Source organism: Streptomyces sp. NPDC100445, from assembly GCF_044759735.1.
Lineage (GTDB): Bacteria > Actinomycetota > Actinomycetes > Streptomycetales > Streptomycetaceae > Streptomyces.
In genome coordinates this window covers 32,331-47,819 of the sequence record NZ_JBIVZV010000018.1, presented here as the reverse complement: position 1 = coordinate 47,819, position 15,489 = coordinate 32,331, and the positions used below count along the sequence as shown (strand labels likewise).

Sequence of the window (15,489 nt, the reverse complement as noted above, 5' to 3'; positions counted from 1 at the left end):
CTCCGAAGGAAGGTCCGCATGCCGCACGTACGTGGCGAAGCCGCCGTTCTCGTCGAACCCGGGCGCCTGGAGGTGGAGGACGTCGCGTTCCGGGAGCTGGGCGAGGACGAGGTCCTGGTCCACAACACCGTGGCCGCCATCTGCGGCAGTGATGTGCACCGGGTGCGCGCCGAGTCCCCGTTCTTCCGCGACATGCGGGACCACCCCTACCCGTGCCCGGCGGGATACCCGGGGCACGAGGCCGTCGGCCGGGTGATGGAGAGCCGGTCGGCGCGGTTCACGCCGGGCGACCTCGTGCTGACCGTGCCCAACCACGCCTACATGGCGTCGTTCGCGCGCTACCAGACCATCGCCGACCGGTTCCTGCTGCCGCTGGCGGACACCGGGGCGCCGACGGTCCACCTGATGGCGCAGCAGCTGGGGACGGTCGTGTTCGCGCTGAAGCGGTTCTGGCCCGAGCCGGTGCCGCCGGGCCGGACCGCCGCCGTCGTCGGTGTCGGCTCGGCGGGTCTGCTCTTCCTCCAGATGCTCAGGCACCGCGGCTTCGAACGGGTGGTGGCGGTCGACCTGGAACCGGGGCGGCTGGCGGTGGCGCGTGCCCTCGGCGCGGACGCCACCGCGCACGTGCCCGGGGAGAGCGCCGAGGAGGTCGTCATGGAGCTGACCGGCGGCGCGGGCGCCGACCTGGTGATCGAGGCGGCCGGCACCGACGGGGCGCGCGAGCACGCGATGCGGATGGTCGGCCAGCAGGGGCGGCTGGGCTTCTTCGGGATGCCCGAGGACTACGACATGCGCATCCCGTACGCCCATCTCTTCGTGCGCAACGCCCAGTTGATCCACGCGGTGGGCGGCGCGCAGCTGGAGCCGGGGCTCGCCTCCTTCCGCACCGCCCTGGACCTGATCGGCAGCGGCGCGGTCCGGGTCGACGACCACATCACCCACACCTTCGACATCAAGAACGTCGCCGACGCCTTCGACCTGGCGCACCACCGCGGGGACGGGGTCGTCAAGGTCGCGCTCACCTTCGACTGAGGCAGGGTCGCATGTCAGAACTCTCCAAGCGCTCCGACCCGGTGGCCGTCATCGGTGTCGGCGGCCGCTTCGCCGGGGCGCCCGACACCGAGGCGTTCTGGGACAACCTCGTCGCGGGCCGCGACTGCTTCCGGCGGGAGCCGGTGCCGGTCGTGGAGGACCTGGGCGGGGACCGGCTGCGCGTGCACTCCTGGGGGCTGGCGCCGCACCGGGACCGCTACGACGGCGCGCTGGTCGGCGTCGAGGGCCTGGACCCGCAGCACGGCATGCTCCAGGAGTCGCTGTGGCAGGCGGCGGAGGACGCCGGGGTGCGGCTGTCGGACATCGCCGGCCGGACCGCCGTGTACGCCGGCTGCGCCCGCACCAAGCACGTGCCGCGGGCCGCCTTCGACGACGTGGTGCACGTCGACCCGACGTTCGCCGGGCCCTACTTCTCCTACCTCCAGGACCTGTGGGGCGAGTCGGTGATGCTGGACTCGGCGTGCGCCACCTCGGGCGTCGCCGTCCACCTGGCCTGCCAGAGCCTGCGCTCGCACAGCTGCGACTACGCCCTGGCCGGGGCGGTCGCCGTCCAGGAGGACGCCGACGGCACCTATCTGCGCACCCCGCGCAGCATCTACTCCACCGAGGGGATCGTGCGCCCCTTCGACCGCCGGCACAACGGCGTGGTCCCCGGTGACGGCTCCGGTGCCGTGCTGCTGCGCCGGCTCGACGACGCGCTGCGCGACGGCGACCCGGTCTACGCCGTGATCCGGGGCAGCGCCGTCACCAACGACGGCCGTGCCAAGCCCGGTTTCGTCATCCCCGGCGTCGACGGCAAGGTCCGCGCGGTGCGCCGGGCCCTGGATGCGGCGGGACTGACCGGCGCCGACGTCGACTACGTCGAGACGCACGGGGTCGGCATCCCGCTGAACGACCAGATCGAGGCGACCGCCCTGATCGAGGCACTCGGCACCGAGGGCGAGCCGGTGGCGGTGGGCTCGGTGAAGGCCTCCGTCGGCCACTGCGACACCGCCGCCGGCATGGCGGCGCTGATCAAGACCTGCCTCGCGATGGACCGCGGGTTCCTGCCCGCGACGCCCAACACCGAGGATCCCATCGAGGAGTTCACCGGGCGCGGCGCGCGCTTCGGCATCCTCCCCGAGGGCCGCCCCTGGCCCGAGTACGGCCGCCCCCGCACGGCCGGCCTGATGTCGGCCGGCGTGGGCGGCACCAACGCCTTCCTCGTCCTGGAGGAAGCGCCGTCGCCCTGACGGTCCGCCCGTTCCCCTCACCGAGTCACAGCAAGGAGCACCCATGTCCGTCAACGCCGACCTGTACATCGAGGTCAAGAACTTCTACGCCCGCCAGATGCGCGTCCTGGACGACCTGGACATCGAGCGGTTCACGGCCACCTTCACCGAGGACGGCTCGGTCGCCCACCCGCACCGCGGGGAGAAGGTGGAGGGCCGGGAGGCGATGCGCGCCAAGATGAAGAGCATGCTCCCGATGTACGAGGGGCTGGTCACCCGGCACTGGTTCGACCACTTCCTGATCGAGCCGGACGGCGACGACGGCCTGCGCGTCACCTACTACTCGCTGGTGACGCAGACCGGCACCGAGGACCTGGTGCGCTTCTTCTCCTCCTCCAGCGTCGAGGACCGCATGGTGCGCGTCGACGGTGAGCTGCGCATCCGGGAGCGGGTCATCCACCGCGACAACCCCAAGTACGGCCGCGTCATCTGACGGTCCGCCGCCCGGGTGGGCCAGAACGGAGGAGGGCAGAGCAGATGGCAGAGGACTGGGAGCTGCCGCCGGCCGCGTGGAACGACACGGCACGGCCGTTCGAGGACCAGGTGAGCATGGTCGACCTGATCGAGCGGCGGGTGCGGGAGGACCCGGACGCCCCGGCCGTCCGCCTGGACGGTGGGCAGGTCAGGACGTACGGGCAGCTGTGGGAGGACTCCGGTCTGCTCGCCCGCTTCCTGGGTGCCCGGGGCGCGGGCCCGGGCGCCTTCGTCGGCATCCTGCACGAGAACTCGTACGACAGTGTGCGGGCGGTCGTCGGGGTGCTGCGCAGCGGCGCGGCCTACGTGCCGCTGGACGCGCGCTGGCCGGCCGCGCGGATCGCCACCCCGGTGCGCCGGCTGGGCATCGGCTGGATCGTCACCGGTCACGCGCTGGCGCGGCGCGCGGAGGAGGCCGGGCACCTGGCGGGCACCGAGGTCCGGCTGGTCTGCACCGACCTGCGGGCCCCGGCCCCCGACCCGCTGGACACGGAGGCGGTGGGCCTGCTGTGGGACGCCGTCGCCGAGGACGAGGACCAGGCGCGCGCCTCGGGGTTCAACCGGAACCCTGCCGACGGCGTCTGCGATGCGCAGGTCGGGACGTACGTCGCCCGGGTGCGCGACCTGGTGCTGTCGGTCGCGGACCGGCCCCGGGTCGTCGAGGTGGGCTGCGGTGCCGGGCTGGTCGCCTGTGCCCTGCGGGACCGGGTGGCCTCCTACACGGGCGTCGACGTGTCGCCGGTGGCGCTGGAACGGGCGGCCCGGGAGTACGGCGACGGCGCCCGGTTCGTCCGGGCCGCCGCCGACGGACTCGGTGACGTGGTGCCGCCGGGGGGCGCCGACGTGGTGGTGCTGGCCAGCGTCGCCCAGTTCTTCCCGGGGTTCGAGTACCTGCGGTCGGTGCTGCGGGACGCGCTGGGCGCGCTGGCGCCCGGCGGGGCGGTGGTCCTCGCCGACCTGGAGGAACCGGGCGAGGAGGGGGACCCGGGCCACCTGCGGGTGCCCGCGGGCTGGTTCGGGGAGCTGGGCGCCCGGCTCGGCCTGCCGGTGCGGGCGGAGGTCCACCGCCGCGCGGGCGAGGACTGGCCGGCCGTCCTGCGGGACCGCTACGACGTGGTCCTGCGCCCGGTGCCGGCGGAGCCCGCGGCGCCGTACGAGCCGGTGGTCGGCACGTGGAGCGACGTGGAGGCCGCGCGCGACCTGCCGCTGCCGGCCGGGCCCGGCGCCGGGGACACCGCGTACGTCATCTTCACCTCGGGCTCCACCGGTGTGCCCAAGGGTGTCTCGGTGCGCCACCGCAGTGCCGTGAACGTCATCCAGTGGGTCAACGAGACGTACGCGGTCGGGCCGGACGACTGCCTGCTGTGGGTGACCGCCCTCACCTTCGACCTGTCGGTGTACGACCTGCTGGGCGTCCTGGCGGCGGGCGCGTCCCTGCGCGTCGTGCCGGCGGACGAACTCTCCGACGGCGAACGGCTGATGGAGATCATGCTGCGCGAGCCGGTCACCTTCTGGGACTCGGCGCCGGCCGCGCTCGGCATGGTGATGTCCTTCGCCGAGGAGCCCGGGCCGGACGCGCCGGAACCCCGGCTGCGGCTGGTGCTCCTCAGCGGCGACTGGGTGCCGCTCACCCTCCCCGACCGGGTCCGGGACCGTTTCCCCGGGGCCCGCGTGGTGGCGCTCGGCGGGGCGACGGAGGCGACGATCTGGTCGAACCACTTCGACGTCGGCGCGATCGACCCGGAGTGGACCAGCGTGCCGTACGGCCGGCCGATCCAGAACGCCCGCTACTACGTGCTGGACGAGGACCGCAAACCGCTGCCGGTCGGCGTGGAGGGCGACCTGTACATCGCCGGTGTCGCCGTGGCCGACGGCTATGTGGGCGAACCGGAGCTGACGGCCGCGAAGTTCACGGCCGACACCGTCGGTGGGGTGCCGGGCGAGCGGATGTACGCCACCGGCGACCGGGCCCTGTGGCGCGCCGACGGCAACCTGGAGTTCCGGGGCCGCCGCGACGACCAGGTCAAGGTGCGCGGATACCGGATCGAGCTGGGTGAGGTGCTGGCCGCGCTGCGGCGGGTGCCGGGGGTGGCGGACTGCGCGGTCACCACGCTGCTCGGCGAGGACGGCCCGCAGATCGTGGCGGCCGTGGCCACCGGGGCGGCGGAGCGGGAGTTGTCCGCCGGCCTCGTGCGCCGCCGGCTCGCCGGCGCCCTGCCGAGCTACATGCTCCCGGAGCACGTGCTCGTCCTGCCGGCGCTGCCGGTCGGCCCCACCGGCAAGGTGGACCGGGACCGGCTGGCCCGGCTGGCGGCGCGCCCCCGCGGGCGCCGCCCGCGCTGACCGCTGCCGTACGGGGGTGCCCGGTGGTCCGGCCGGATCACCGGGCACCCCCGTACGGGACCTGCCCGGTGGTCAGCCGCGCACGCCGAGCTGCCAGACCATCGCCGCGACGGCGTCGCTGTTGACGTCGAGGGCGTGCCGGTCGATGTTGGCGGGGGTGTCGCAGGCCAGGTGGTAGCAGACGTCCATGGCCCGGCCGGCGGTACCGCCCCACTTCGCGGCCTGCTCCGGGGTCTTGATCTCGGCGGAGCCGGTGAAGATGCCGCCCACCGGGACGCCCTTGGCGAGGAACGGCTCGTGGTCGCTGCGGCCGTTGAGCGCGGTGGCGGGTTCGGTGGGGATGCCCTTGGTGTCGAAGAAGGCCTTGAAGTGCCGGGCGACCTCGGGGCTCTGGTCGTAGACGAAGTACCCGGGGTTGGGTGAGCCGATCATGTCGAAGTTCAGGTAGGCGCTGATCCGGGACAGTTCGGCCGGCGGCAGGCTGTTCACGTAGTGGGTCGAACCGATGTAGGTCTCCTCCTCGGTCCCCCAGAAGGCGAACCGGAGGTGCTGGGCGGGGGCCGCCTTTCGCGCGGAGACCGTCAGCGCGGTCTCCAGGATGGCGCCGACGCTGGAGCCGTTGTCGTTGATCCCGGGGCCCGTGTCCACCGAGTCGAGGTGCGCACCGACCACGAGCACCTTTCCGGAACGCCCGCCGTGCGGCCAGTCGGCGATCAGGTTCCAGCTTTTCTTGCCGCCGAACTCGAATTGCTGGAGGGAGGTTCTGTATCCGGCGGCGTCCAGTTTTCCGCGGACATATTCGACGGACGCCTGGTATCCGGCCGTGCCGTGGGCCCGGTTGCCGTGGTGGGTGTCGGAGATCTGCTGGAGCGCGTCGAGGTGCCGCATCACCCGGGAGACCGAGATGTCGGGCGCGTCACCTGCCTGAGCAGGCTCTTCGGCATGCACACCGGCCGTCGCCAGGAGCAGCAGGGACAGGGTGGAGGCCGCGATGACGGCTGGGCGCACGGGTGTGGAAGGCACTGCGCGTTTCCCCTCTGCGGTGCGGGTGCGTGACAATTTCCGATCAGGGGATCCCCCGTGATCGCCCCGAATATTTCATGGCACCCGGCCGGCGTCACCGACCTTTCCCGCGCCTTCACAAACGGAGGGAATCGGAAGCTCGTTTCCCGCCAGTTGATATCTTTCGAATTCCACCCCGGAGCGCCCAGGAATCACGTGGAATCACGCATCGGCGGCTGTGGGAAAGGTGGAATTCCTGGCGTGTTTCCACCCGCCCGGCGGGTCGTCCCGGGCGGGCCGTCCCCGGGGGCTCACCCCCGGTGCTGCCGCCAGGGCGTCCAGTCCCCCAGCCAGGCCGTCCGGGTCGCCGCCCGGGCCTCCTCCCGGGTGAGCTGGGGGCGGTTCTCCGGAACCGTGATCACCGCGCCCGGCCCCCGGTCGCGGTACTCGGCGAACCGCTGCCGCTGCCAGGGGTGGGCGGCCGACATGTCGGCGTAGGGGGCGGCCGGGTCGATGCCCGGGCCGAGCCAGGTCTCGCGGACGGTGAGCATCGGGCGGGCGGTCGGGTCCGAGCTGGGCACCCAGGGGCGGGCCAGCTTGTAGTAACCGTCCGGGGCCGCGCTGGTGATCCGCCCGCGCAGGACCAGGAAGCCGCGCGGGCCGGCGGCGGCCGTGGAGGGCGCGAGGACGAAGCCGTAGGGGGCCGCCGCGAGGTCGGTGCGGTCCAGGGTGTGGAAGCGGCAGTCCTCGTACACGGCGGTGGCGCGGCCGAAGACGAAGTCGACGTCGCCCTCGATGTGGCAGTGCGCGTAGTACTGGCGGGCCGGGACGCCGAGTGCGGCGGAGTCGGCGTACAGGGTGTCCTGGTGGCCGAGGAAGCGGCAGTGCAGGAAGGCGCAGCGGTCACCCTGCACCTTGGCGGCGACGGCCTGGGTGGCGGTGACGTCCGGGTGGTCCGCGCGCAGCCAGTCGTTGGCGAAGGTGATCCGGTGGGCGGTGAAGCCGTCGGCCCGGACGGTCGTCGTCGCGGAGCCGGAGGTGCCGTAGGTGCCGCCGCCGGGCCGGGGGGTGCCGGCCGCGTTGTCGTGGACGATGACGACGTCACGGGGGTCCTCCGAGGCGCCGATCCACGTCATCTCCGTGCTGCCGGCGTCCACCGTGACCGTCTCCCGGTAGGTGCCGGGCGCGATGACCAGGGTCCGTCCGCTGCCGGTGGCGGCGGTCACCGCGGCCTGGACGGTGGTGGCGTCGCCCCGGCCGTGCGGGTCGACGTACAGGGTGCCGGGGGTGAGGCGGCGGGCCGGGGAGCCGTGGCGGCCGAACGGGCGCGGTGCGGCGGCGGCCCGGGCGGGTGCGGACGCGAGGACGGGCGCGGCGGCGGTCGCGGCCGCCAGGGCGCCCGCGGTGAGGAGATGCCGTCGGGACAGGGGCATGGGTGTGCTCCTTCGGGTGCGGCTCGGCCGGGGGGCCGGGGCGGACCGGCCCCCCGGGGCTGTCAGCGCAGGTGTCCGGCGCCGGCGCGGTGGTCGACGAGGGCGGGCACGGCGCGCGGCCGGTCCACCCGGGTGCGCAGGACCGGCGTCCAGCCGGCCCCGGAGCGCAGGGCCTCGCCGGGCAGCTGCGCGTTGTGGGCGGCGACGAGGTCCACCGGCTCCCCGTTGACCCAGTTGTCGGCGGCGGTGACCGGCGCGTCCTTCCACTTCTTCAGCACCGACCCGGCCCGGACGCCGTCCGGCAGGGTGAACGCGTTGTGCTCGGCGACGAGCTGGGACTCCAGGCCGATGCCGTAGGTGTAGGAGTAGCCGGCGCCGGCGACGAAGTGGTTGTCGTAGGAGTCCACCTGCCCGAAACGGACGCGTGGCGCCCGCTCGACCAGGTTCCGGAACAGGTTGTGGTGGAACGTCACCTTGAGGTGCCCCCGGTCGACGGCGGCTGTCGCGGCGCTGTCGCTGTTGCCGACGAGGACGGTCTTGTCGTGGTCCTCGAAGACGTTCCAGGAGGCGGTGACGTGGTCGGCGCCCTTGACGATGTCCAGCTCGCCGTCGTGCTGTTCGTAGATCCGGCCGTAGTAGGACGGCAGGGTGCTGTCGGGGTGGGCGCCGTCGGTGAAGGTGTCGTGGTCGATCCACACGTGGGTCGAGCCGCTGATGACGGCGCTGTCGTACTCGGAGTTCCAGTTGCCGTCGGCGGTGTCGGTCGGGTCCCACTGCGGGAAGCAGTCGAGGGGGCTCTCGAAGGCCAGGTTGCGGACGATGACGTTGTCGGCGTCCTTGATCTGGAGACTGGCACCCCGCAAGCCGGCGCCGCGGCCGATGCCGACGATGGTGGTGTCGGCGGGGACGGCGGCCTTGATGGAGGCGTCCTGGCGGGCGGCGGAGGCGCGGCGCAGGCCCTCGGGGCTGTCGTCGGGTTCGCCGTCGAGGGTGCGCGTGCGCCCCCAGACCGCCGGGTCGTAGGTCTTCAGATAGGTGGCGAGGTCGTAGCCGGGGACGGCGAACGCGTCGCAGCCCGGTCCGTCGGCGTCGATCGTCCCCCGTACGCGGATGATCCTCGGCGCGGTGCCGCCGTCGGTGAGGGCGGCCTTGAACTGCTCCCAGGTGGTGACGGTGTAGACGTGCGCGGGGTCGGCGGCGGCTCCGCCGGTGGTGCCGGTGCCGTAGGACGCCCAGCCGTCCCGGGCGGGCAGGACCTGCCGCTCCGGACCGGCGCGGTGGCCGGCGCGGTGGCCGGTGGTCGGGCCGGAGGCGGCGGCGGTGCCGGTGAGGGCCAGCACGAGGGCCGTGCATCCCGCCAGCGTCGCAATGACACGTTCATGACAGTTCGGTGTGCGCATGGTGCGGCTCTCCTCGGTGACGGGTCAGGACCGCGGGGCGGGCGGCCAGGTGATCCAGGACGCCGGAACGTCCTCGTGCAGCCGGACGACGTCGTGCCGGGCCAGTACCCGGGTACGCAGCAACTCCCGCGCCACGAGCCGGGCCACGGCGATGGCGCCCGGCGGGTTGAAGTGGGTGTTGTCCTGCTCGGTGGCGGTCCAGTTGAAGTACGTCTTGGTCCCCTCCGGGCCGAGCCGCTGCCACAGCGCGAGCGAGAGCGCCTCGATGTCCAGCAGCGCCACCCCCTCCCGCGCGGCCAGCGCGCGCATGGCCGCCGGGTAGTCGCCGTGGGTCGGCAGGGCGTCGCCCGCGGCGTCGAACCTGCGGCGCTCGACGGGCGTGGCGAGGACGGGCCGGGCCCCGCGGGACCGGGCGCCCGTGACGTAGCGGCGCAGGCACTCCTGGTACGTCGTCCAGGGCTCGGTGTGACGGGCGGGGTCGGCGGCCTTCTCGTCGTTGTGCCCGAACTGGACGAGCAGCAGGTCGCCGGGGCGGATCAGGGCGAGGACCGCGTCGAGCCGCCCCTCGTCCAGGAAGCTCTTCGAACTGCGGCCGTTGACCGCGTGGTCGGCCACGGTGAGGCCCGGCCGGAGGAAGAAGGGCAGCGCCATCCCCCAGCCGGTCTCCGGTGCCTCGCCGGCGTCCTTCGGGGCGGCCGTGGAGTCACCGGCGAGGTACAGGGTGCGGGCAGGGGCACGGTGTCCGGCGGCCCGTGCCGTACCGGTCGCGCCGAGGACGAGGGGAGCGGTGGCGGCGGCGGCGAGGCCGAGCCGTCTGCGCGTGAGGGACACGGACAGTACCTTTCGGGCGTGGGGGCCATCCAGGGGTGCGGGGCGGTGTCCGGGTCCGGTCCGGCCCGCGGGGGTGCCGCGAGCCGGGGCCGGCCGGCGCTCAGTGGTTCTTCTTCCAGTCGGCCCGGGCGGTGTCGAGCTGGTCGGCCAGCGTGTCCAGGAACTCCTTCGCGCCGAGCTTGCCGAGCAGGACCTTCTGGAAGGCTGGTTCGTTGTCGGCCTTGGAGATGGTGTTCCAGTCCGGCAGGTAGTACGGCAGCTGCACGACCTTGGTACGGGTGCCGTTCAGCGCCTCGGCGGCGAGCTTCGTCGGCTCCGACGCCCGCACCCACGCGTCCCGCGCCGCCTCGGTGTTCGCCGGGACCTGCCCGGCGACCCGGTTCCACCTGCTGTTGGCGGCGTGCGAGGCGGCGAACTCGATGAACTTCCAGGCGGCAGCCTTGTGCCGACCGGACCTGAACAGCGCGAGCCCGTCGACCGGGTTGGACACCTGCACCCGCGTGCCGTCGTCCAGGGTCGGGTTGGGCAGGCCCCGGAACCTGCCCTTCAGCGCCTTGTCGTGGTCGGCGAAGGACCCCAGGTTGTGGCTCAGCATCCCGATGGTGCCGGAGTCCCACTGCGCGACCATCTTGGTGAAGTCGTTGTTGACGTCGGCGGACGGGGTGTCCTTCTTGTACAGGCCGGCGTACTTCTCCAGCGCGGCCACGTTCCGCGGGTCGTCGACCGTGGTCCGGTCGCCCTTCCAGAACGACGTGATCCCGCTCTGCCCGTACATCGCGTCCAGGGCCTGCGCGATGGACCCCTCGCCGCCGCGGATGGTGTACCCGAACCGGTTGCGCTCGCGGTCGGTCAGCTTGCCGGCCGCCGCGTAGAACTTCGTCCAGGTGGTCGGCGGGTCGAGTCTGGCCGCCGCGAACAGGTCGGTGCGGTACCACAGCGTGCCGTTGTTGGCGGAGGTCGGCACGGTGTACGTCCGGCCGGTGCCGCCGGCGGCCTTCACGCTCTCCAGGAACTTCGTGTTGAGCCTGCCGTCGAGGGAGCTGCCGGAGATCCGGTCGTCGAGCGGCTCCAGCACGCCCTGCACGGCGACCTCGGCGAGCATGGCGGTGTTCAGCCCGCCGACGTCGGGCAGGCCGCCGCCCTGGATGGCGGTGTCGTACTTGGACTGGACGCTCGCGGCGGGCACGCCGACGTACTTGACCTCGATGTCGGGGTACTTCTTCTCGAAGTCGGCGATGATCTGCTTCCACACGTCGGTGCGGACACCGCCGTTGTTGTCCCAGAAGGTGATCGTGCCCTTGCCGGAGCCCTCGCTCCCCTTGTCCCCCGCGCTGCCGCTGCCGTCGTCGCCGCAGGCGGTGGCGGTCAGCACGAGGACGCCGGCCAGGACGGCGGCCGGGGCGGCCCGTCTGCCGGCGCGGATACGGATGCTGCTCTTCATCGGTCGGCTCTCTTCTTCTCTTCCGGTGGTCTTCCGGTGCGCTTGCGGTGCTCTTGCGGTGTTCCGTTCCTCCGGTACTCCGGCGGTTCGGCGAAAAGGTGAGGCGTCGCGTCCGCCGTCGGACCCGCCCGCGTGGTGGCGCGGGGACGGCGGCCGGAACCCGCCCGTGCCGGGGCCGTCGCGAACCCCGAAGGGAACCGACGAGGGGCCGGTGGACGAGGTCCCGTGAGCGGGGCAGGGGCGGGCCGGGAAGCCGGAGACGGTCAGATGGAAGTCGTCGCGGGCGCGGACGGCGTCCGGGGCGGGCCGGTCGGCGTCCGGGACCGGGGCGGCGCGGGTGCCGGGGGTGTTCACGTGCCGACCGCCGCGCGGACCAGGGCCGCCGCCTCGTCCGGTCCCAGCCGACCGTCGGCGACGACGGTGACGATCCGGCGTACGACGGTCCCGCCGGGCGCGACGGCCAGCCGTTCGGCGTGCGCCAGCGAGGAACCGACCCCGGGGTACTCGGCGGCCCGTACGAACCACGGGTCCCGGCGGGTCTCCCCGGTGGCCCCGGCGAAGACCAGGGTCCAGTCCGTGCCGGCCAGCGCCAGCCAGTCGGCGCGGGTGCCGTGCACCCGGGTCTCGCCCTCCCGGCCGGCGGTGAACACCCGTGGTGCCTCCCGCTCCCGGGGTGCCCGCCAGAAGAACCCGCCGTAGGCCGCGCCGGGCCGCCCGTTGGTGGCGGGGCTGCCGATCGAGAGGGGGCCGGGGGTGACGTTGGTGAGGGAGAAGGTGAGGTCCAGCGCCCAGGCGGTGGCGGTGAGCCCGGTGACGGCGACGGTACGGCGCTCGCGCAGCAGCTCCCGCCCGGCGGCGGTCCAACGCAGCTCCGCCATGAACCCGTCGGGGTCGCGGAGCTGGAAACCGGTGTGCCGCTGGGCGCCGTGGTCGTCGAGTTCGGCCGGCCCCCGGCCCCGGACGAAGGTCCGCCCGCCCCAGAAGTTGTGCCCCTCGACGTCGGGAACGGCGACACCGACGCCGAGGTGGTGGGCGTGGTCGGCCGGGGACAGCTCGGTGACCACCGTGCCGGCCAGGGTGGTGACGGGGTGCAGGTAGGGGCGCGGGGAGAGCCGGGCGGGCAGCTCGGGCCGGGTGACGTACCGGCCGACCGGGCGGCCCGCGACCCGCAGGATCAGCGTGTCCGCGGACGTCATCGGGTGCTCACCTCCTTCGGCGGCGCCCAGGGGGCGCCCAGTTCGGAGTAGAGGGCGAGGCGGTCGGCCGCCGCCGCGACCAGCTCCTCGACGCCGGGCACGACCCGGCGCCGCTCGGCGGGCAGCCACCGCCAGGCGTGTCCGGGCAGCGGCGCCGGGTCGGGGGCCGTGCGGACGGCCTCGACGACCCGCATGAAGGCGCCCGTCGCGTCCGGCGGGACCAGCAGCGCGTCACCGCCGGCCAGGTGTCCGACGAGGTTCTCCAGCAGGTCCGTGCGGCCGAACACCAGCTCCTCGGGGCCGTGGCCGGCCCGCTGGAGCAGCACCCGGTCCTGCTTGTACCAGAAGGTGATCCGGCCGGTGCTGCCGTGCACCACCACGTACGGCTCCCCGGGCCGTTCGGCGCACAGGGTCGCCGCGACCGTCACCGGGCCGCGCGGGGTGCGGACGCGGACGCAGGAGGTGTCGTCGGACTCGACGGGGTTGGCGCGCAGCAGCTCGGTCTCGATGCCGGTGACGTCCTCGGCGCGGGTGGTGCCGAGGAGGGCGAGGCCGGTGGCGACGGCGTGCGCGAGGGGGTTGGTGAGCACGCCGTCGACGACGTCGGCGCCGTGCAGGCGCCGCCGGCCCGCCCAGGGCGCGCGCCGGTAGTAGGCCTCGTCGCGGGCCCAGGCACCGGCGCCGCCGACCCCGGTGACCTCGCCGATCATCCCGTCGGCGACCATGCGGCGGATCGCGGGCACGGCGTGCGAGCCGAGGGACTGGAAGCCGATCTGGCAGGCCACCCGGGCCCCGGCGACACCGTCGGCCATGCGGCGGAACTCGGCGTAGGAGGGGGCGGGTGGTTTCTCCAGCAGGAGGTGGGCCCCGCGTCCGGCGGCGGTGAGGGCCAGGGCGGTGTGGGTGGGGATCGGCGTGCAGACGACGGCGATCCGGGCGCCGGTGGCGCCCAGGAGCGCCCCGAGGTCGGCGGACTGCGCGGGGGCGCCGAGGCCGTCGGGGATCTCGTCGGCGGTGAGCGGGGTCAGTTCGCAGATCCCGGCCAGCCGGACGGTGCCGAGGGCCTGGAGGCGGCGGATGTTGTCCAGGTGCCGGCGGCCGTGGCCGCGGGCGCCCGCGAGGACGACGGGTACGGTCATGCCCTCCTCCCCGCGTCCGCGGGCCGGGCGGCCCGCCGGGAGGTGACCGGATGGCGGGTCATCCCTTCACCGCCCCCGCGCTGAACCCGGTGATCAGCCACTTCTGGATGAACGCGAACACGATCACCACGGGTACGGCGGCGATGATGCCGCCCGCCGCGAGCGCGCCGAGGTCGACGCTGTCCGCGCTCATCAGGGTGTCGAGGCCGACCGGGACGGTCTGCTTGCTCTGGTCGGAGAGGAACATCAGGGCGAACAGGAAGTGGTTCCAGGCGTGCACGAAGGCGAAGGAGCCGACGGCGATCAGGCCGGGCCGCAGCAGCGGCAGGACGACGATCCGGAAGGCGGTGAACCGGTCGCACCCGTCCACCCAGGCGGCCTCCTCCAACGAGTAGGGCACGTTCCGGATGAAGCCGCTGATGAGGATCATCGACAGCGGCAGCTGGAAGACCGTCTCGGCGACGACGACACTGCCCAGCGAGTTGATCATGGACAGCCTGGCGAAGATCTGGAACAGCGGCACCAGCAGCAGCGCGCCGGGCACGAACTGGGAGCACAGCAGGGCCAGCACGAACCCGCGCTTGAGGCGGAAGTCGAAGCGGGCGAGGGCGTAGCCGCCGGCCAGGGCGACCACGGTGGTCAGCACCAGGGTGGCGACGCCGACGTAGACGCTGTTGGCGAAGTAGGTGCCGAAGCCGCGCTCGGTCCACACCTTCTGGAAGTGCTCGGTGGTCATGGGCCAGGGCACGAGCGAGGTGGAGCCGGCCGGGCGGAGCGCGAACAGCACGATCCAGTAGAAGGGGATCAGCGTGAACAGCAGGTAGATGCCCAGCGGGACGTAGATGTGCCGGCGCGGCACCTCGTCCCGGGTGCGCCGCGCGCGGCGGGCGGGTGCGGGCCCGGGGGTCACGCGCTCGGGTGCGGGAGCGATCTCGGTGATCACTTGGAGCTCCCTCCGAACTTGCTCAGCCGCAGGTAGAGGATCGAGCAGAAGAGCAGGATGACGAAGGCCACCGTGGTCAGGGCGGAGGCGTAACCGAAGTCGTGCGCGTCGACGCTGGTCCGGGCGATGTACAGCGGCAGCGTGGTCGTCTCGCCGGCCGGGCCGCCGCCGGTCAGGGTGTAGAGCAGGTCGACGTTGTTGAACTCCCACACCGCGCGCAGCAGCGTGGCGAGGACGATCGCGTCCTTCAGGTGGGGCAGCGTGATGTGCCGGAACCGCTGGAGCCGGCTCGCCCCGTCGACCTCGGCGGCCTCGTACAGGTCCCCGGGGACGGACTGGAGGTCGGCGAGGATGAGGATCGCGAAGAAGGGGACCCCGCGCCAGAGGTCGGCGGCCACCGCGGCGGGGAAGACCGTGGAGGTGTCCGACAGCCAACTGGTGCCGTAGGAGCCGAGGCCCGCGTCGGCGAGGTAACGGGTCACGCCGGTCTGGCTGTTGTAGAGCAGCACCCAGATCGCCGAGGTGAGGACGCCGGAGACGGCCCAGGGCGAGAAGACGAGGGCGCGGGCCACCGCCCGCCCCACGAAGGTCTGGTTGACGATGAGGGCCAGCGCGAGGCCGAACAGCAGCTGCGCACCCACCTCCACCACGACCCACTTGGCGCTGAAGGTCAGCGTGTCCCAGAACTGCGGGTCGTGGGCGAAGGCCCGGGTGAAGTTGGCGAGGCCCGCGAAACCGTTCCGCCACGGTTTGGTGGGGTTGTAGTCCTGGAGGCTGTAGTAGAAGACGTTGAGCACCGGGTAGACGATGAAGCCCAGCATGAGCAGGGCCGCCGGGGCGACGAGCAGGTACGGCAGCCTGCGCGGGGTCGTGGAGGCACGGCGCCGCCGGGGTGGCGCGGGCGGTTTCGCCACGGCTGCGGCTTGGGCCATGACTGTTCTCCGTTCACAGGGGGGCGGGTAC

At 73.4% G+C, this 15,489-nt stretch carries 13 protein-coding genes; 4 read left to right on the top strand and 9 right to left on the bottom strand.

Translation table 11 applies throughout. From position 1 onward, the window contains the following. The first annotated feature begins 18 nt into the window (after window positions 1-18). The 4 genes from ACIQVT_RS33105 to ACIQVT_RS33090 are packed head-to-tail and all read left to right on the top strand — an operon-like array spanning window position 19 to window position 5,141. Complete coding sequence (locus ACIQVT_RS33105; RefSeq protein ID WP_403762855.1) at window positions 19-1,032, top strand: zinc-binding dehydrogenase; 1,014 nt, start codon at window positions 19-21, stop codon at window positions 1,030-1,032. Between the two features lie 11 nt (window positions 1,033-1,043). Next, on the top strand, window positions 1,044-2,285 hold the full coding sequence (locus ACIQVT_RS33100; protein WP_403762853.1) for a polyketide synthase: 1,242 nt from the start codon (window positions 1,044-1,046) through the stop codon (window positions 2,283-2,285). Window positions 2,286-2,328: 43 nt separating this feature from the next. Beyond that, complete coding sequence (locus ACIQVT_RS33095) at window positions 2,329-2,757, top strand: nuclear transport factor 2 family protein (RefSeq protein WP_403762850.1); 429 nt, start codon at window positions 2,329-2,331, stop codon at window positions 2,755-2,757. A 44-nt stretch (window positions 2,758-2,801) separates the two neighbouring features. Further along, a complete protein-coding gene (locus tag ACIQVT_RS33090; protein ID WP_403762847.1) occupies window positions 2,802-5,141 on the top strand; it encodes an amino acid adenylation domain-containing protein in 2,340 nt (779 codons plus the stop codon). A gap of 72 nt (window positions 5,142-5,213) precedes the next feature. On the opposite strand, the gene ACIQVT_RS33085 is transcribed toward ACIQVT_RS33090, so the two are convergent. From ACIQVT_RS33085 to ACIQVT_RS33045, 9 genes are all read right to left on the bottom strand, one after another. Next, the gene (locus ACIQVT_RS33085; protein WP_403762844.1) at window positions 5,214-6,164 is read right to left on the bottom strand and encodes a M28 family metallopeptidase; all 951 of its coding nucleotides are present in this window, start codon (window positions 6,162-6,164) and stop codon (window positions 5,214-5,216) included. A gap of 290 nt (window positions 6,165-6,454) precedes the next feature. Continuing rightward, window positions 6,455-7,576 (bottom strand): pectinesterase family protein, encoded by a 1,122-nt coding sequence (locus ACIQVT_RS33080; RefSeq protein ID WP_403762841.1) that lies wholly within the window; start codon window positions 7,574-7,576, stop codon window positions 6,455-6,457. A 62-nt stretch (window positions 7,577-7,638) separates the two neighbouring features. Next, complete coding sequence (locus tag ACIQVT_RS33075) at window positions 7,639-8,976, bottom strand: polysaccharide lyase family 1 protein (RefSeq protein ID WP_403762838.1); 1,338 nt, start codon at window positions 8,974-8,976, stop codon at window positions 7,639-7,641. Window positions 8,977-9,000: 24 nt separating this feature from the next. Continuing rightward, window positions 9,001-9,807, bottom strand: a complete 807-nt coding sequence (locus ACIQVT_RS33070) for a rhamnogalacturonan acetylesterase (RefSeq protein ID WP_403762835.1) — start codon at window positions 9,805-9,807, stop codon at window positions 9,001-9,003. 100 nt (window positions 9,808-9,907) lie between these two features. After that, window positions 9,908-11,248 (bottom strand): ABC transporter substrate-binding protein, encoded by a 1,341-nt coding sequence (locus ACIQVT_RS33065; RefSeq protein ID WP_403762832.1) that lies wholly within the window; start codon window positions 11,246-11,248, stop codon window positions 9,908-9,910. 350 nt (window positions 11,249-11,598) lie between these two features. Beyond that, window positions 11,599-12,444 (bottom strand): PmoA family protein, encoded by an 846-nt coding sequence (locus ACIQVT_RS33060; RefSeq protein WP_403762827.1) that lies wholly within the window; start codon window positions 12,442-12,444, stop codon window positions 11,599-11,601. Beyond that, entirely contained in the window at window positions 12,441-13,583 is a 1,143-nt protein-coding gene (locus tag ACIQVT_RS33055) for a Gfo/Idh/MocA family protein (RefSeq protein WP_403762824.1), read from the bottom strand. The genes ACIQVT_RS33060 and ACIQVT_RS33055 overlap by 4 nt, the downstream gene beginning before the upstream one ends. A 58-nt stretch (window positions 13,584-13,641) precedes the next feature. After that, window positions 13,642-14,526 carry a carbohydrate ABC transporter permease gene (locus ACIQVT_RS33050; RefSeq protein ID WP_403762821.1) on the bottom strand — a complete coding sequence of 295 codons (885 nt, stop codon included), beginning with the start codon at window positions 14,524-14,526 and terminating at the stop codon, window positions 13,642-13,644. Beyond that, window positions 14,523-15,458, bottom strand: a complete 936-nt coding sequence (locus tag ACIQVT_RS33045; RefSeq protein ID WP_403762818.1) for a carbohydrate ABC transporter permease — start codon at window positions 15,456-15,458, stop codon at window positions 14,523-14,525. The genes ACIQVT_RS33050 and ACIQVT_RS33045 overlap by 4 nt, the downstream gene beginning before the upstream one ends. Window positions 15,459-15,489 lie beyond the last annotated feature (31 nt).